Origin of the sequence: Desulfotruncus arcticus DSM 17038, from assembly GCF_900113335.1 — a bacterium.
Classification (GTDB): Bacteria; Bacillota; Desulfotomaculia; order Desulfotomaculales; family Desulfallaceae; genus Desulfotruncus; species Desulfotruncus arcticus.
Window position 1 is genome coordinate 295,386 of sequence record NZ_FOOX01000001.1, and the last position, 18,620, is coordinate 314,005.

An 18,620-nucleotide genomic window follows, 5' to 3' on the forward strand; every position below is an offset into this window, starting at 1 on the left:
CAGAAAATCTTGGTCTACTAAAAACTTTAAAAAGGAGATGTGCAATGGCTTTAAAAACCACGCAGGAGTACCTGGATAGTTTACGAAAATTAGATATTAAACTTTATATGTTTGGAGAATTGTTGGAAAATTTCGTAGATCACCCTATTGTTCGACCTTCTATCAATTCTGTTGCTAAGAGCTTCGAACTGGCAGCTGATGAAAGGTACAGCGAATTGATGACCACGACATCCAACCTATCGGGAGAAACCATCAACAGGTTCACCCATCTTCACCAGAGCACGGATGACCTGGTGAGCAAAGTGCAGATGTTGCGTATGATGGGGCAAAAAACAGCCTCTTGCTTCCAGCGCTGTGTAGGCATGGACGCTATTAATGCCCTTGACAGTGTCACTTTTGAAATGGATCAGCAACTGGGTTCGGTTTATCATCAGCGGTTTCGCAGCTTTTTACAATATGTGCAGGATAACGACCTGGTAGTGGATGGAGCCATGACTGACCCCAAAGGAGACCGTTCCTTACGCCCCAGTGAACAGGCGGACCCAGACCTTTACCTGCGTGTGGTAAGTGAATCCCCAGATGGGATTGTGGTCCGCGGGGCCAAAGTTCATCAAACCGGGGCTATTAATTCTCATGAAATCTGTGTCATGCCTACTATAGCCATGGCCGAGCTAGACAAGGACTATGCGGTTTCATTTGCTGTGCCAAGCGATACCCCTGGTATTTTTTATATTTATGGGCGCCAGTCCTGTGATACCAGAAAAATGGAAGGTTCGGATATGGATGTTGGTAATGCGCGTTATGGTGGACAGGAAGCACTGGTTATTTTTGAAGATGTTTTTGTTCCTAAAGAACGTGTGTTTATGCTCAGGGAATACCAGTTTGCCGGGAATCTGGTTGAACGCTTTGCCGGTTATCACCGTCAGAGTTACGGTGGATGCAAGGTTGGGGTGGGTGACGTACTCATCGGCGCCGCTGCGATGCTGGCTGATTACAATGGCGCAGCTAAAGCCTCTCACATCAAAGATAAATTGATTGAAATGATTCACCTTAACGAGACACTTTATTCCTGTGGTATTGCCTGTTCCTGCCAGGGGCACCGGACTTCCTCGGGAACGTTTCTAATCAATCAGTTATTGGCTAATGTTTGCAAACAGAACGTAACCCGTTTCCCTTATGAAATATCCCGGCTGGCTGAAGATATCGCTGGTGGTTTAATGGTAACAATGCCATCGGAAAAAGACTTCCGACATCCTAAAATTGGTCCGTATATAGAAAAGTACTTCAGAGGTGTACAGACAGTACCGACGGAGCACCGCATGCGAATGCTGCGACTGGTGGAAAATATGACCCTTGGTTGTGCTGCTGTTGGTTACCGGACTGAGTCTATGCATGGCGCCGGCTCTCCCCAGGCCCAGAGGATTATGATTTCACGCCAGGCCAATTTGGATTATAAAAAGAAATTGGCTAGAGTCGTTGCCGGTATAGAAGAAGATAATTAATAATGTTTAATTAATTAACATTCTTGTTTAAAATATAGACTTGGTATAAAAGTATAAATATTTTCATTAGTGCCGCGGTTTTTAATATTTTTAGAAATAGCCTGCGGCTATTTGTTTTTTACATAAAACTATAAATTTGAACATCCGGTATGAAAATTGCACAATGATTTAAATTGCGACAATTTTTAATTAATATGGGGGTGTCAGAGGATGGATTTTCCAAGGCCGTACTTAAAAATTTACGAGAACGCAGGTATTGATTGGGATATTACAATTGATCCCAAGCCCCTGCACAGCTTGTTATTTAATTCGGCTAAAAAAGCGCCAAATAGAACTGCAATTATTTTTTATAGGCAGGAGATTAAATATGCTCAGCTTGAAGCGTGCGTAAGAAGAGTTGCGTCGGCATTAAATGAGATGGGTTTAAGAAAAGGCGACAGGGTAGCCATTATGCTTCCTAACTGTCCTGATTTTGTAATAGCTTACTATGCTATATTAAGTCTTGGAGGGGTAGTGGTTAATACCAATCCCATGTATGTAGAAAGGGAAATCGAGCATCAGGTTAACGATTCCGGTTCCAAGATGATGGTTACCCTGGCCGACCTTTATCCCAGGGTCAAAAACATACGCGCAAATACTCAGCTGGAAAAAGTATTTATCACCGGATTCACAGGCAAACCGGAAACTATGCCCGATGATACTATTTGGTTACCCGACCTGTACTCAGTAGACCGTCCGATGCCGCCAGTTGTTGAAGTAGACCCGATGGAAGACCTGGCCGTATTACAGTATACCGGTGGGACTACCGGTGTGCCCAAGGCAGCTATGCTCACCCACTTCAACCTGTATGCCAATTCCTGTCAGGTAATGGCATCTGTCATTAAGGATGAAATTAAGGAGCTTATCCTTAGTGTACTTCCTTTCTTCCATGTTTTCGGTATGACCTGCTGCATGAACCTGGCTATGGCTGCCGGAACTACCATGATTTTAGTTCCCAGATTTGTGCCCGCAGAAATTGGCAAAATTATCAGTGATTATAAGCCCACGTTTTTCCCGGGTGTTCCCACGATGTACTTTGCTATACTTAATAGCCCGGACTTCAAGGACTATCAGGATTTCTCCAACGTAATGCTGTATAATTCCGGCGCCGGTCCGCTGCCGTTGGAAGTGTATTATGGTATGAATAAAAAGTTGGAAGGCAGTGATTCCCTGTTTTGTGAAGGCTATGGTTTATCCGAGGCATCGCCTGTAACCCATTGCAACCCCGTACTCTTTGGTGTTGGCAAACCTGGCAGCATAGGTATACCTTACTCCGCAACTGATGCTGCGGTGGTTGACCCGGATACCGGAAACCCGCTGCCCGTTGGTGAAGTTGGCGAGATGGTTATCAGGGGGCCTCAGGTGATGAAGGGATATTGGAATCGCCCCGAGGAAACGGAGAAGACCCTAATTAATGGCTGGCTGCATACCGGTGACATGGCTAGAATGGATGAAGATGGCTATTTCTTCATTGTCGACCGTAAAAAGGATATGATTATCGCCGGCGGCTACAATATCTATCCCCGTGAGATTGAGGAAGTTATCTTTGAACATCCAAAAGTACAAGAAGCAATGGTTGCCGGGATTCCCCACCTTTACCGTGGTGAAACAGTAAAGGCATATATTGTTCTTAAACAGGGTGAAATTGCTACGGAAGAAGAGATTATTGGTTTTTGCAAGGAAAGACTTGCCCCTTACAAGGTTCCTAAAATGGTTGATTTCAGAGAAGATCTTCCCAAATCAGCAGTTGGCAAGCTTTTAAGGCGCAAGCTGGTTGAAGAAGAGAAGAAAAAACTTGAGCAATCAAGTAAATAATTATAAATAGAAAAAATTTAAACAAAAACTTAAATATAAATCATAAAAGCAAGGCGGTTGGTTTAAGCTAACCGCCTTGCTTTTAGAGCAGAATTACTGGTTTTCGACTTGGACCTCTGTATTTTCCAGAAAGCGGGCAACGAGGTTGTAAAAGCCTATTGTCAAGGTTAATTCCACCAGTTCACGGTGATTTAAATGTTCGGCAACTTCATTAAAAGCCTCATCACTGGATTTAACGTTAAGTGTAACCTCTTCGGTATAGCGCAGCGCTGCCTTTTCCAAATAATTAAATACCGGGCTGTCAGGTCCTTCTTTCACAGCAGTTATTTGTTCTTCCGGAATCCCCACTTTTCTGGCTAAAATTTCATGCTGGTACCATTCGTAATGACTGTGGCAAAGGGTGGCCACTCTGAGAATCACCAGTTCACGCAGTCTTTCGTTAAGTTCAGCCTGAGTAAGCAAAGAATTACCCAGGCGCGCAAAATGGCGAACGCTATTTTCCGCATGTGCCATCATTTTATTGATATTTAAGCCACTTAAACCGGATTTCCCTCCTGTGATCATATTGCGAGTTTTTTCTGGCATTTGCTCCAAAGGTAAAACAGGTAATCTTGGCATTGTTATCTCCCCTTAATTTTTTTGAAATATCGGCCCAATCCAGGTAAAATTTTATCAAATTTTTTAATAAATTCCCATTGTATATTAACAATACTTTGTGGTCAAATTTTGCTCAGGTTTCTTTTTATATATCTGGTTTAAAGAACGTACACGCAAAACTGATGCCTTGCTAGTAAGGCATCATCCAAGAGTCCTAATAAAATTCTTGTGAGACCCGCCTTAACCGGGAAGGGGCTCTCAATTTAATTGTTGACAGAATTTTTTAAACTTAATATGCTATAGACAAATATTAAACCGGCCAGCCGGTATAAATATTGGATCTTTCAGTTAACCAAATTGTTTTACAAGGAGTATGATTTATGGAGACTCGTGATAAAATTATTCTTTCGGCAGTAGAACTCTTTGAAAAGAAGGGCTATCATACTACAACCATTCAGGAAATCAGTGAAAACGCGGGTGTAAGCAAAGGGGCTGTATTCCATTACTTCCCAAATAAAACCGAAATTTTATTCGTAATACATGAAAGATTTATTGATGTGTTATTAGTAAAGGCAAATCATGTATTACAAAAGGCAGATCTTAATGCCGCTCAAAAATTGCAGCAATTAATCATAGACCTGGTCCAACTGATAGCTGATTTTAAGCCCTATGTCGTCGTTTTCTTTCAAGAATATAAATACATTGGTGAAGATAAAATGGCGATTATAAAAGCTAAAAGAGAACATTGTGAAAAAATATTTCAGTCAGTGGTGGAAGCCGGAGTTGCCGACGGTGAATTTCGTAAGGACTTGGAGGTTGATATTATTGTCAAAGCGATTTTTGGCATGTGTGACTGGACCCACCAGTGGATGAACCCTGCCGGCAAACTTAAACCCGGAGAAATTGGATTAATATTTTGGGAAATATTAATGGGTGGAGTAAATCTATTTAAATAAATGCACGTGATAAAAGAATGATTATAATTATACCTGAGTTTAATTATTCATTAGAGGTGGTTTTGGTGATACTGCCCAAGATAGAATTAATTTCTACCAATATAGAATTAAGTAAAATCGCTGGTGAATTAGCAAAAGAGCTTGGAATAAATCTGATAATAAATGATTATAAAAATGCTGATATAACCGGGATGCTAAAAAAATGGGAAAACGGTTATGCCGTTGAAGCGGTTGTAACCTGTGAAAATATAGCCGACCAATTGCGTGGCAAAACTAGGCTGCCTGTTTTTACAGTTCAGGTTTCTGCTTATGAAGTATTAATTGCCTTAAGCAGGGCCAAAGAAGAGGGGCGAAAAATAATTCTTGCAGAACTGGATTATCTGTCACCACGCGTTGACATATCCGGTTTGGCCTCTACTTTGGACTTGGACGTTGAACCCCTTTTGTATCGTGAAAAGGACGAGCTAATTAGGCGGCTAAATAATATGCAAGGAAACATTGATGCTCTGGTTAGCACTACCGTTTCAGCTGTTGAATGTGCCGGAGAAGTAGGTTTACCTGCTTTTTTAATCCATTGCGATCAATTGCTGATTAAAGATGCACTGGAGAAAGCAGTTCAAATAACCAGAATAAGTCGTAGAAATGTAAAACTTTGCAAGTCCCTCCAGGCTATTTTAGAAAATGCTTATGACGGAATACTGGCGGTGGATGAGCGGGGCAAAGTTGCCATATTTAACTCAGTTGCGGAGCGAATAATCGGCCTGTCGACAGATGCAGTATTGGAACAGCCCATCAGTAAGGTAATTGAATCTAATTATGCCTGTAAGAAAATTGTTGGCAATGGTACTGCCACCAGCGGTGAAACAGTTGAATTCAACGGCTTAACCTTTACTATAAACAGGATCCCGGTAACTATATATAATCAGTCTGGCCTTGTAGTTACTTTTCAGGTTACAGAGAAAATTAAACGAATAGAAACCAGCCTGCGTAAAGAGATTAACCATCAGGGATTAATAGCTCATTATCGTTTTAGTGACATAATTGGTCGCAGTGCTATGATTGAAGAAACCATCAGGGAAGCGCGGAAATATACCCGTTCAGATGCAGCTGTGTTAATTACCGGCGAGAGCGGCACGGGTAAAGAGCTATTTGCCCAAAGTATACATAACGAAAGCATCCGCCGCAATGGCCCTTTTGTGGCGATAAACTGTGCAGCACTGCCTGAAAGTTTGTTGGAAAGTGAGCTTTTTGGTTATGAGGAAGGAGCGTTTACCGGCGCCAAAAAGGGAGGCAAGCAGGGTTTATTTGCTATGGCTCACGGGGGGACAATTTTTCTGGATGAAATAGGTGACCTTAGTCCCACTCTGCAGGCTCGTTTGCTGCGAGTGCTCCAGCAAAAGGAAATAATGCCCGTGGGAAGTCAACGTGTGATTCCAGTTGACGTTAGGGTAATAAGTGCTACCAATAGGAATTTGCAGGAGGCTGTTGAGAAAGGCGAATTCCGGGTGGATTTATACTATCGACTAAATGTACTGCACCTACACATTCCATCACTGCGTATGCGTATGGAGGACCTACCTCTTCTGTTTAAGCATTTTTACCAACGGCTCATCGGCTCTGATCACAGTCAAGAATTACATATTGTTGAAAAAGTCTTGGAAGAACAGAAAAGCTATCTTTGGCCGGGCAACATACGTGAACTGGAAGGATTTGTCGAAAGATATGTGGCTTTGGGTGAAGAAGATGCAACTACCTGTAAAACACTCAGGAGCTTGCTTAATAAGCTTAAAAAGAACATGCCGGGTGAAAGCTCCCTATATGATAAGCATATGCTGGTAATTAAGTTAGGCAGTATGGAAGATATGGAAAGGCAAATCATAGAACAAGCTGCTGAAGTGGTGGAAGGCGGTAAAGGAGAATTAGCCAAGGTGCTGGGTTTAAGCCGGACCACCCTATGGAAAAAGCTTAAAAAAGTTGATATGACTGGTTAGGTATGGATATGTCATATTTAAAAAAGTTGGTTCAGTTGTTATTTATTCTTTTGACTGGCATAAATATTGCAATAAGTATCATAAGCTAGAGTAACGTTAATAACATGCCACGGTGGTTACTTGTTTTTTGTTTAATAAATGGGTTGCATTATTCATAATGATTAAACAGCAGTATATTGTGATTATCAAATTTTAATGTTTATTATATTAACAACTTTTCTATTGTGAATAACATGTGCTTAGTATTATTTGCTCAAAAAAATAAATGCAGGTAAAAACTATGGTGGAAAAGATTTGGCTTAAATCATGGCCCAAAGGAGTCACTAAAAATTTAGAATTCCCAGAAAAGCCAATAACTTGGACTATTGCAAAGCATGCTCAAAATAGCCCCACGCGTACGGCGGTGAATTATTATGGCCGGGTTATTTCCTATAGTGAACTTGACCAATTGGTAAACCGCTTTGCATCTTCATTAGTAGATTTGGGAATTAGACATGGTGACCGTATAAGCCTTTATATGGAAAATTGCCCGCAGTTTATTATAGCTATGCTTGGGGGATGTAAAATCGGTGCGGTAATAGTGCCGTCTAACCCAATGTTTTTAGGTGATGAACTTGTTTACCAGCTAACAGATGCAGGTGCGGAAACTATCATTTTGCAAGATGACCTTTTCCCGGTTTTCAATTCTGTCTGGAAGCGTACACCTGTGGCAAACGTAATTGCAACCAATCGTAAAGAATTTTTACCGCAAGACCCAACATTGCCGCCACACCACACTCTTTTAACCGCATCAATTAAAACCCCGGGCGCAATACGCTTCATAGATATGTTGTCCCGGGATAGCCGGGAGATTAATGAAGAACCGGTAATAGACGACCTGGCCTTATTGCAGTATACGGCAGAAACTACCTGTACGCCCAAGGGCGCCATGATAACCCACCGTAACCTGCTATTTAATACAGCAGTATCAGCCAACTGGTTTGATGGCAGGTTGGGTGACATACATCTGTCAGTTTTACCCCTGTTTGAAGCGACAGGACTTGTGCACAGCATGTGTATGCCTTTTTATTCAGGCGGAACAATGATACTGTTGGCCAGGTATGACAGCGAAACGGTTCTTAAAGCAATAGAGTTATACCGGTGTACCCACTGGGCCAGTATCGCAACAATGAATATTGCTATTTTGAATTACCCGGGCGTTAGAAACCGTGACTTAACTTCTCTCCGCTGTTGCTTGTCCGGAGGTTCACCTAAAGTAGTTCAGGCCTTTTGTGAACTTACAGGAGGGGCATCTTTAGGTGGAGGATATGGTTTAAGCCAAACAATATCACAAGTGACCTTAAGCCCAATGGATAACCCACGCCCCGGATCTGTCGGCATTCCAGTACATGAAACGGAAATTAAGATTGTTGATATTGACGACTGGGATAAAGAACTGCCCCTGGGTTCAGAAGGTGAGTTAATGGTAAAGGGACCACAGGTAATGTTGGGTTATTGGAATAGACCACGTGAAACAAGGTTGGCACTTCATGACGGGTGGCTTGCTACGGGTGACGTAGCAAGATTGGACCAAGACGGATTTGTTTATCTTGTTGGCAGAAAAAAAGAAATAATTAAAGCTTCCGGTTTTCTGATATTCCCACAGCAAGTAGAAAATTTTCTATGTGAACACCCCGCCGTAGCTGAGGCTGCAGTTGTAGGCATACCAGACCCTTACCGGATAGAAACTGTGAAGGCGTATGTCGTATTAAGACAAGAATATGTTGGCAGCGTTAGCCAGCGTGACATCATTGAATGGTCACGCCAAAAGATGGCGGCCTATAAATACCCCAGGATTATTGAGTTCGTGCCTGAATTGCCTCACAATGGTACGGGTAAGGTTAATAGATTCCTTTTAAATGAGTGGGATAAAAGGTTTTAACTTGCAGCCAATCAAAAGGGGGTTATAGCTTTGTTAAGTAGTTATTATGAAGATTTGAATGTCGGTGACTGTTGGGCTTCTCGCGGCAGGACCATTACAGAGACCGATATTGTTTTATTTGCAGCGTTTAGTGGTGACTGGTACCAACTACATACTGACCGGGAATGGGCCGCCAAATCACCGTTTGGGCAGAGGATAGCTCATGGTTTGCTGGTATTATCCGTATCATCGGGTTTATGGGATCTCTCGGGAGGAACAGTTGTTGCGTTTTACGGCATGGATAATGTGCGTTTTACAGCACCAACGTTAATTGGAGACACTATTCATGCTGAACTTGAAGTTTTGGAGAAAAAAGATAAAGGATCGAATCAGGGCTTGGTTAAGATAAAGCAGGAAATAAAAAACCAGGATGGCAAAACAGTAATGGCAGCAATTTTGCAATTGCTAATAAAAAAAAGGATTTAATTTATGGAGGTTTGATTTAAATGACTAAGCTGTTAGTATCAGTGACAAAGTTTGATGATGCCTATAAGTCAGTACGCCAGGCGCTGGATTTATGCCAGGGTCTGGCCGGTTTGCATAAAGGGGATAAAATTTTAATTAAGCCTAATTTGGTATCGTGGGATTTTGATCTGCCGTTTCCACCATACGGTGTTGTTGCCACATCAGCGGTAATGTCGGCGCTGGTGCAAATTTTAGCCGAAGAGGGTTTTACCGACCTTACTATCGGTGAAGCTCCGTTAATGGTCCCCCGAACGATTGGTCAGGCTATATTTAAGGAATTAGGCTACGATAAGTTACAAGCAAGATACGGAGTAAAATTAATTGATTTTAACGAAGAGAAATTTGAAAAGGTTGATTGCGGCGGCTATGAATTATCAATAGCCGAAAGTGTGCTTGCAGCCGACAAGATTATAAATGTGCCGGTGTTGAAAACACATAATCAGACCATGGTGTCTTTGGGCATTAAAAACTTTAAAGGCGTGTTAAATCGCAAATCAAAAATGTTCTGTCACAATAAAGATACTGACCTGAACTATATATTCCCGCACATCATTGAAAAATTGCCTGTAGCGTTAACCTTGATCGACGGTGTATTTGGTTTGGCCAAGGGACCGGGGCCAACCGGCAAAGCCGAGAGGCTAAACCTGCTGGTTGCTTCGCGTGATACGCTGTCTGCAGATATAGTCGGGGCAGCGCTGCTTGGTTATAAGGCAGAAGATGTTGAGTTCCTAACTTATTTCGCCAAGCGTAATGGCGGCAGCCTTGATATTAATGATATTGAGGTTAGGGGAGAAGATGTAGAGAAAAACAGCAAGTTTCTGGATTATGATTGGGAATGGACTGAGGAAAACACCGGTCCCGTTGGTTTCGCCAAACGTGGTATTACCGGGCTTGCTATACGCAAGTATGACAACACCATGTGCACAGGTTGTTCAATGCTCTTCAACCCGGTATTGATTATGTTTATGTCGGCTTTTAAGGGCGAGCCCTTACCCAATCTCGAAGTAGTAAGCGGTAAAGTACAAGTTGCTGCACCTGGCTTTGACAAAACTGTTTTATTTGGCAGATGTCCCTGTCAGTTAAATAAAGATAACCCCAATATTAAGCATGCCATTGCCATCAAAGGATGTCCCCCGGACTTAATGGAATTTGAAAAAGCCATGAAGGAAGAGGGAATTGCCTGTGACTATAACCAGTATGTAATGTATCGCCATTACATTTTTAATCGCTATAAAGCAGAAGATGGTTTCGATATGGGACTATATAAAGTAAAATAATTGCTTCTAAAAGCTCCCCTATTAAATAGGGGAGCTTCCATTATTACTACGGTAGTGCTTTTGGAATATTCAAAATAAAAAGATTATACTTGTTAAATTAATTAACATTATTGTTAGAAAAATAGACTAACTTTTAACTATAAATAGTGGAGGGATCTGTAAATAGTGAAGGTAAAAGGTATCGATAAGGTTTGCGTGGTTGGAGCGGGTACAATGGGCCATCAAATTGCCCTGTGCGCTGCGCTGGCCGGTTATCAAGTTAAGTGCAATGACATTAACGAAAAAATTCTGGAAAAAGCCCGGCTGTTTATGGAAAAATATTTACCTGATCGTGTAGCCAAAGGCAAAATGACCGAAGATGCGGCATGTGCAGGTAAAGAGAATATATCTTTTACCAGTAATTTGGAAGAAGCGGCAAGCGACGCTGACTTAGTTATAGAGGTTATCCCGGAAGTATTAGCTTTAAAGCGTAAAATGTTTGCCCGTTTAGATAAGATTTGCCCCAAGCAAACCTTACTGGTTACTAATAGTTCGTTTATTGTGACCTCTAGATTAGCGGACGTTACAGGTAGACCCGAGAAATTATGCAATATGCATTTTTTTGTCCCCCCGCTTGCAATGTTGCCGGTTGAAGTGGTGAAGGGCCCTCATACTTCAACCGAAACAGTTAATACAATTGCCGACGTTTGCAAAAGCATGGGCAAAATACCAATCATGTTGGATAAAGAAATTCATGGATTCCTGGTTAACCGTATTTTATCAATTGTCCAAAGAGAAGCATTGTTTTTGTATGATACCGGAGTTGCTTCATTTAAGGATATTGATATTGCCGTGAAAGAAGGACTGGGCCATAAAATTTCACCTTTCTATCAAATGGACTTAATTGGGTTGGACCTGGTGCTTTTAATTTCAATGGAACATTACCGTGAAACCGGTAACCCTGAGTACAAGCCATCACCCGCAGTAATAGACATGGTTGCAAAGAACAGGTTAGGTCGTAAAACCGGTCAGGGTTTTTATGATTACAGCGACATGCTTAATGAAAGGGGGTACTAGATAAAACAATGGAAAAACGCTATGGTTTTAGCGGTTTTTAAATTAATTTAAATTTCAAAATATTATAAATATTTTAATGCGGTTGTTGAATAACTTTTAGAGGATTGATTAATTTTTATATATGGAGGTATTAAATAGTGGAATTTTCAAGACCGTACCTTAAGGTTTACGAGCAAGGGGGGGTAGAGTGGGATCTTAAGATCGAACCAACAGCTTTACACAGCCTGTTATTTAATTCGGCTAAGAAATATCCCCAAAAAACAGCTTTGATTTTTTACGGTCATAAAGTATCCTATGCAAAACTGGCAGAAGCTGTAAGGAGGGCAACATCAGTTTTTTTTGAACTGGGGCTGCGCAAAGGAGACAGGGTGGCTGTAATGTTACCCAATTGCCCTGATTTTGTAATAGCTTATTATGCTATTTTAAGCCTGGGGGGTATTGTGGTAAATACCAACCCCCTGTATGTGGAAAGAGAAATACAGCACCAAGTAAATGATTCCGGCTCAAAAATGATTATTACCCTTTCTGACCTGTACTTTAGGGTTAAGAACATCAGAGAAAGCACATCGCTGGAAAAGGTTATCTTAACTGGTTTTACTGGTAAACCTGAGACATTGTCGAATGATACTCTCTGGTTCCCTGATTTTTATGCCCAGGACCGTCCTCCCGCGCTGGAAGTGGAAATTAACCCAATGGAGGACCTGGCCGTGCTGCAGTATACGGGAGGTACCACCGGGGTATCCAAGGGTGCTATGCTTACACACTACAACCTTTATGCCAATTCTCAGCAGACAGACCATTTCTTTATCGGAGAAGAGAAAAAGCAGCTTACGCTAACAGTGCTTCCGCTGTTCCATGTTTACGGCATGACCTCCTGCATGAATTTGGCCATGGCTGCAGGAACCACCATGATCCTGGTGCCCCGTTTCGTGCCCGAGGAAATAGCCCAAATTATTAAAGATTATAAGCCCACCTTTTTCCCGGGTGTTCCGACAATGTTCATTGCATTGCTTAACTGCCCTGAATTTAAGGAATATGATGCAGTTATGGTCTATAACTCCGGGGGAGCTCCAATGCCCGTTGACGTGATATTGAAATACCAAAAACTCCTTGCGGGAACTAACACTGAGGTGGGTGAGGGGTACGGGTTATCAGAATCTTCTCCCACAACACACTGCAACCCGATATTTGGAGAAGGCAAGCCAGGAAGTATTGGAATTCCCTTCCCGGCTACCGACGCTGCTGTGCTAAGCCCGACGACCGGTGAGTTTCTGCCTGTTGGGGAAGTTGGTGAATTGGTAATCAAGGGGCCGCAGGTGATGAAAGGTTATTGGAATATGCCCGAACAGTCCGCTGTAACACTGCGTGACGGATGGCTATATACCGGAGATATGGCCAGGATGGACGAAGACGGTTACTTCTATATTGTGGACCGCAAAAAAGATATGATAATCGCCAGCGGCTATAATATCTATCCCCGTGAAATAGAAGAGGTGCTATTTGAGCATCCCAAAGTTCAAGAAGCTGTGGTGGCAGGGGTGCCTGACGCGTACCGCGGTGAAACAGTAAAAGCCTATATTGTATTAAAACAGGGGGATACTGCAACCCTGGAAGAGTTTCAGGCTTATTGCAAAGAAAAACTGGCTCCATTTAAAGTCCCCAAGAAATATGAATTCAGAGATGAACTGCCAAAGTCAGCAGTGGGCAAGCTGTTAAGGCGCAAACTGGTGGAAGAGGAACGGAAGAAATTGGAGGAAGCTCAATAAGATTATACAGCGATAAAAAACGGTTTATTGTTTTTAGCTATTTGATATATACAAGGGGCTTCAAAGCACCTCGGATTGTTAATTTTTTAATACTTCAATGTTTAGAAAATTAACATTTTAACCGGATAGCATGGAGGGGCTTCGCTATAATACTTTTATCGCGCAGCCCCTCTGTTAACATTAGCCAGCTAGTATATTGTTTTATTCTTATAGAGCTTCTTCAGGAATATCAATCGCCGAGGTGTCGCAATCTTTAACTATTTCAGCAATCTTAAAGATTTCCGGTACAATGTTTCTAATATAGAATTTGGTGGTTTGAACTTTGCCCTGGTAGAATGGGTAGTCATGATGATCTTCGCCCAATTTTTTAATCTTGGCAACTGCTATGGCTGCCTGTTCCAGCAGCAGGGAACCTCCCCACAGCATGGCGGTTGCATGTAGAATTCTGGTGGAAAAGAGGGGAACAACCTTAATGTTTTTAGCGAAAGTCATGGCAATAAAGCCCTGGATTTCTCGGTAGGCGCCCATTGCTTTACTTAAAATTTCATGCTCACGGGCAAACCCTTCCAGTTCTTTATTGCTTTCAACCGAAGCAGCAATTTCTTTAAACCATTCCCCGAATACCTTGCCGCTGTCCATTATCCATTTTCTGCCAACTAAGTCCAGGGATTGGATAAAGTTTGTACCTTCCCAGATAGACAGGATTTTGGAGTCTCTGGCGCACTGAGCTACAGGATATTCTTCGGTGAAGCCATATCCGCCATGAACCTGGATGGCTTCCGCAGTGGTTTGCCACACCATGTCTGAGGGGTAGGCCTTGACCAGCGGGTTATTAACATCAACTCTTCTTTCTGCCATTTTTCTTTCTTCGGGGTCATCGCTGAATCTCATTAAGTCCAGATAATAAGAGTTTTTCATGATCATAGCTCTGGAAGCTTCAATTACGGATTTTTGGAACATCAGCATCCTTCTAATGTCTTCGTGATCAATAATCCGAACTCTGTCGCCCTTGGGATTGTTAATGGCTTTACCTTGAACGCGCTCCTTGGCATAGGCAACGGAATAGTTATAAGCGGCCTGCGCGATGGCCATGGCGGTCAGGCCGGTGCCCTGCCTGGCGCCGTTCATCATCACAAACATTTGAGCCATGCCCTGGGCTTTACCTTTTTCATCAGGCGGGTTGCCCAGCAGGATGCCCCGGCAGGTACCCTGGTCGCCAAAGCTCAGCATAGCTGTTGCCGAGCCCTTAATACCCATTTTATGTTCAATGGCTACGGTAGTTACGTCGTTGGGTTCTCCGAGACTGCCATCTTCATTTACCCAAATTTTGGGCACGATAAAGAGCGAAATCCCTTTTGTGCCTGGCGCTGCCCCTTCGCACTTGGCCAACAGCAGGTGGATAATGTTATCTGTCAGGTCATGATCGCCGGCGGTTATGAAGCATTTGGTGCCCTTAATTTTGTAAACTCCCGGTTCATCTGTAGCAAAAGCTTTGGTGGTAATGTCACCAACATCTGAGCCACAGCAGGGTTCAGTTAAGCACATGGTGCCGGCCCATTCGCCGCTGTACATTTTGGGTAGGAACAATGCTTTGTCTTTTTCAGTGCCATAGGTGTTGATCAGGTTGGATGCTCCGCCTGCCAGTCCAATATAAGGGTGAAAAGCGGGGTTAGCCGCGTTGAAAAATTCGTCCAGGGCGATATGGATAACAGTAGGTAATTTACCTTCTTCGTCGGGGTCATACTGGCTGTTGCCGTACCCGTTTTCTTGCAGGAAATTGTAAAGCTTATGGAAAGAAGACGGGGTGGCAACCTTACCGTCGGCAAATTTGGCTTCGATTCTGTCTCCGTCTTCATTGGTGGGGGCTATTACTTCTTTGGCTACCTTTAATGCCTCGTCCAGGATCATATCTACGTCGTCCAGATCATAGGTGTCTTTAAAAGCTGCAAAGTTTAAAATCTTTTCCGTATTCAGCCATTCTTTGATGACAAATTTATGGTCCCGGTTTGAATAAATGAAATTACTAGCCATTTTTTGCTCTCCTTTGTGTTTTGGAATTTATTTGCCCTGGAAGTTTGGCGGTCTCTTCTGGAAGAAAGCCATACCGCCCTCTTTGGCGTCCTGGCTGGCAAACACAACTGCTGACCCGGCCTGCTCAATTTTAATTCCTTCTTCAATAGTAGTATTAAGCCCTTGGGTTACCGCTTTTAAAATTTCTCTAATGGCCAGAGGGGCACCTTTGGCCAGCTTTGCTGCCAGGGTTTTTGCCTCACTTAAAACCTGGTCGGCGGGAACTACTTTGTTTACCAGGCCGTAGCTAAGAGCATCTTCAGCACTTAATGGATCACCCGTAAGCATAACTTCCAGGGCTTTGGTTTTGCCAATTAACCTGGGTAGACGCTGGGTGCCACCCCAACCTGGAATAATGCCCAGCTTGACTTCCGGCAGGCCGATTTTGGCCGATGCGGATAAAATCCTCAGGTGACAGCTCATAGACAGCTCGTTGCCGCCGCCAAATGCGCTGCCCTGCATAGCAGCTATGATTGGTTTGGGGTAATTTTCAATCTTTAGGAATACATCATGGCCGCTGATCTTAGGGGCCCCGTCGGCCTGGATGGATGCAAATTCTGTAATATCGGCACCCGCAGAGAACAATTTTTCACCGGAACCGGTTATAACAATGGCTCTGACTTCATTATCATTAAGACTTTCATCAAGCAGGGCGTTCAGGTCGGCAAGAACAGGTTGCCCCAATGCGTTTGCGGGGGGATTATTAATGGCGGCAACAACATAACCGTCTTGCTTTTCCACAATTAGTTTGGTGTGCTCCACTTACTTTACCTCCTATCAATATTCAGAAGTCCCCATGGAGTCTAACACTTCTCAATTATAGTTGCTACACCCTGGCCGCCACCGCAGCAGGCCGTAATTAAAGCATACCGGCCATTTTTTCTGTGTAGTTCATATACTGCCTTTACAGTCAGTATAGCCAGTGAACCGGCAATGGGGTGTCCAAGGGCAATGGCTCCGCCATTGGGATTAAACTTTTCCTGATCCCGCCAGTTTATGCCAAGCTCCTTGCAGCAGGCTAAAGCCTGGGCGGCAAAGGCCTCGTTAAGTTCAATGACATCCATTTGATCAATGGTTAAACCGGCCATGGCCAGCGCCTTACGGGTGGCAGGTACTGGTCCCATACCCATAATGTTGGGGTCAACGCCGCCGGCGCCATATGCGCGTATAAGGGCCATTGGCTTTAATCCCAGTTCTTTCGCCTTTTTACGGGAAGTAATCAGCAATGCACCGGCCCCGTCATTAATACCCGAGGAAGTTCCGGCGGTAACTGTGCCGTCTTTTTTGAAAACCGGGCGGAGTTTAGCCAATGCTTCCAGAGTTGTGTTAGGGCGGGGGTGTTCATCAACTTCAAATACCACAGGGTCGCCTTTCTTTTGCGGTATCACAACCGGAACGATTTGTTCCTTAAATCTTCCCTCCTGAAGAGCCCGGGCAGCTTTAACCTGGCTCAAATAACCAAGTTCATCCTGTTCTTCCCGGGGTATATTGTAACGTGCAGCTACGTTTTCCGCAGTTATACCCATGGGAGGATCACCGATTTCCTGTGGGCTCAGCGCACGCTTAATAAAACTGGGGGCAAACCGCTGGTAAGCCGCAGTTGGCTTTTCCAGCAGATAAGGCTGGCGGGTCATGCTTTCCACTCCACCTGTCAGGTAGATGTCACCAACTTCCGCCCTAATGTGAGTAGCTGCCAGGTTTACAGCGGTAGACCCGGAACCGCACTGGCGGTCTATCGTGATAGCCGGTATTTCCATAGGTAATCCGGCCATGAGTAAGGACATGCGGCCAAGGCAGCCCGGCGCGCCCAAACAGTGTCCGAAAATTACCTCATCAATTAATTCCGGCTTTTGCAGACCACCTCTGGCAACTGCTTCCTTCATCACTAAAGCGGCCAGCGCTTCCGGTGGAACATCCCTTAGAGCGCCGTTTTCCCTGGCTATGGCTGTTCTGGCGGCGCCAACTATTACAGCTTCACGCATCCTATTTCCTCCTTTCAATTAATTTGGGCGACCTTTCCAATAGCATGGCCGCCCTTCTTTTTGAATCAGCCAGTGTAATAGCAAACCAAGTTGAGATTATTTTTTGGTATAGTCGTAAAAGCCTTTCCCTGTTTTTTCTCCCCATTCTCCTTTAACAAACTTCTCAACAATAATTGGGGAAGGCTTGTGTGAAGGGTCTCCGTTTTTTTGGTAATGCTCCATGCCGATGTAGTAAGCCAGGTCGATGCCGGTTAAATCCATCAGGCGGAAGGGGCCCATTGGGTGTCCCAGCGCATATACAACGGCTTTATCAATATCTTCATAAGAGGCTACACCCATGTCGTAAATATACATGGCTTCATGGTTAATGGCAGAAACAATGCGGTTGACCAGGAACCCGTCAATCTCCTTTTTCAGCATTACGGGAACCTTACCGATATCCTTGGCCAGGTCATAAATGGTCTGGGCTGTTTCGTCGGAGGTGTGCGGCCCGTTTACAACTTCAACAAGCTTCATTACCAGCGCCGGGTTAAAGAAGTGCATATTGCAAACTTTTTCCGGACGCTTGGTAGCCGGGGCAATTCTCGAACTTACGATAAAGGAACTGTTTGATGCCAGAATAGTATGCGGAGGGCAAATTTCATCCAGTTGGGCAAATACTTTTAATTTAAGATCTATTTTTTCCAGAATTGCTTCAATTACAACGTCCGCGTCTTGAGCAGCTTCTTTAAGATCAGTGGTAAAAGAAATGTTGGCTCTTGCCTGTTTGGCAGCTTCCTCAGTCATTTTGCCTTTGGCTACGCGCTTGGGAAGGTAATTATCAGCAAAGGCTTCCGCCTTTTTTAAAATTTCTTCATTTACGTCAATACATTTTACCTGATAGCCCCCTATGGCACAGCTTAGGGCAATCTGGTGCCCCATGTTCCCTGCACCCACTACACAGATTTTGCTTACGCCTGGTATTGTCATTTTTACTACACCTCTCCTTAAAGTTTTTTATCTGCCCCCGCTTTGTAAGTAAGATTAATCTTTCATTATTTACAAGGGACAATCTGTTTGAAAACTATAACAACCAGTATCTAGGTTTAATCATAGCAAATTATATGCCAAAAGCTTCAGTGCAGCCCCACCTTGTTAGAAAATT

14 protein-coding genes are annotated in these 18,620 nt (G+C 43.5%); 9 read left to right on the forward strand and 5 right to left on the reverse strand.

The annotated features are described in order from the left end of the window. The first annotated feature begins 44 nt into the window (after positions 1–44). Together BM056_RS01490 and BM056_RS01495 are read left to right on the forward strand one after the other, a co-directional pair. Complete coding sequence (locus BM056_RS01490) at positions 45–1,502, forward strand: 4-hydroxyphenylacetate 3-hydroxylase family protein (protein ID WP_092468006.1); 1,458 nt, start codon at positions 45–47, stop codon at positions 1,500–1,502. A gap of 210 nt (positions 1,503–1,712) precedes the next feature. Then, positions 1,713–3,356, forward strand: coding sequence for a long-chain-fatty-acid--CoA ligase (locus BM056_RS01495; RefSeq protein ID WP_092468008.1), 1,644 nt, complete (start codon positions 1,713–1,715; stop codon positions 3,354–3,356). Between the two features lie 93 nt (positions 3,357–3,449). On the opposite strand, the gene BM056_RS01500 is transcribed toward BM056_RS01495, so the two are convergent. After that, positions 3,450–3,974: a carboxymuconolactone decarboxylase family protein gene (locus BM056_RS01500; protein ID WP_092468010.1), complete on the reverse strand. Its 525-nt coding sequence runs from the start codon at positions 3,972–3,974 to the stop codon at positions 3,450–3,452. Positions 3,975–4,333: 359 nt separating this feature from the next. On the opposite strand from BM056_RS01500, the gene BM056_RS01505 reads away from it, so the two are divergent. From BM056_RS01505 to BM056_RS01535, 7 genes are all read left to right on the forward strand, one after another. Beyond that, the gene (locus tag BM056_RS01505) at positions 4,334–4,909 is read left to right on the forward strand and encodes a TetR/AcrR family transcriptional regulator (RefSeq protein ID WP_092468012.1); all 576 of its coding nucleotides are present in this window, start codon (positions 4,334–4,336) and stop codon (positions 4,907–4,909) included. Positions 4,910–4,926: 17 nt separating this feature from the next. Next, entirely contained in the window at positions 4,927–6,900 is a 1,974-nt protein-coding gene (locus BM056_RS01510) for a sigma 54-interacting transcriptional regulator (RefSeq protein ID WP_092468015.1), read from the forward strand. A 265-nt stretch (positions 6,901–7,165) separates the two neighbouring features. Continuing rightward, positions 7,166–8,821 carry an AMP-binding protein gene (locus BM056_RS01515; protein ID WP_092468017.1) on the forward strand — a complete coding sequence of 552 codons (1,656 nt, stop codon included), beginning with the start codon at positions 7,166–7,168 and terminating at the stop codon, positions 8,819–8,821. Positions 8,822–8,851: 30 nt separating this feature from the next. Beyond that, a complete protein-coding gene (locus BM056_RS01520) occupies positions 8,852–9,286 on the forward strand; it encodes a MaoC/PaaZ C-terminal domain-containing protein (RefSeq protein ID WP_092468019.1) in 435 nt (144 codons plus the stop codon). Positions 9,287–9,306: 20 nt separating this feature from the next. Continuing rightward, on the forward strand, positions 9,307–10,602 hold the full coding sequence (locus BM056_RS01525; protein ID WP_092468021.1) for a DUF362 domain-containing protein: 1,296 nt from the start codon (positions 9,307–9,309) through the stop codon (positions 10,600–10,602). 165 nt (positions 10,603–10,767) lie between these two features. Next, positions 10,768–11,658: a 3-hydroxyacyl-CoA dehydrogenase family protein gene (locus tag BM056_RS01530; protein ID WP_092468024.1), complete on the forward strand. Its 891-nt coding sequence runs from the start codon at positions 10,768–10,770 to the stop codon at positions 11,656–11,658. A 137-nt stretch (positions 11,659–11,795) separates the two neighbouring features. Further along, on the forward strand, positions 11,796–13,424 hold the full coding sequence (locus BM056_RS01535) for a long-chain-fatty-acid--CoA ligase (protein WP_092468026.1): 1,629 nt from the start codon (positions 11,796–11,798) through the stop codon (positions 13,422–13,424). 207 nt (positions 13,425–13,631) lie between these two features. Here the strand turns inward: BM056_RS01535 and BM056_RS01540 are convergent, their stop codons facing one another. From BM056_RS01540 to BM056_RS01555, 4 genes are all read right to left on the reverse strand, one after another. Further along, positions 13,632–15,455 carry an acyl-CoA dehydrogenase family protein gene (locus tag BM056_RS01540; protein ID WP_092468027.1) on the reverse strand — a complete coding sequence of 608 codons (1,824 nt, stop codon included), beginning with the start codon at positions 15,453–15,455 and terminating at the stop codon, positions 13,632–13,634. Positions 15,456–15,482: 27 nt separating this feature from the next. Then, positions 15,483–16,256: an enoyl-CoA hydratase-related protein gene (locus BM056_RS01545; protein WP_092468030.1), complete on the reverse strand. Its 774-nt coding sequence runs from the start codon at positions 16,254–16,256 to the stop codon at positions 15,483–15,485. A gap of 41 nt (positions 16,257–16,297) precedes the next feature. Next, positions 16,298–17,476 carry a thiolase family protein gene (locus BM056_RS01550; RefSeq protein WP_092468032.1) on the reverse strand — a complete coding sequence of 393 codons (1,179 nt, stop codon included), beginning with the start codon at positions 17,474–17,476 and terminating at the stop codon, positions 16,298–16,300. 96 nt (positions 17,477–17,572) lie between these two features. After that, positions 17,573–18,445 carry a 3-hydroxyacyl-CoA dehydrogenase family protein gene (locus BM056_RS01555; RefSeq protein ID WP_092468034.1) on the reverse strand — a complete coding sequence of 291 codons (873 nt, stop codon included), beginning with the start codon at positions 18,443–18,445 and terminating at the stop codon, positions 17,573–17,575. Between the last annotated feature and the right edge of the window lie 175 nt (positions 18,446–18,620).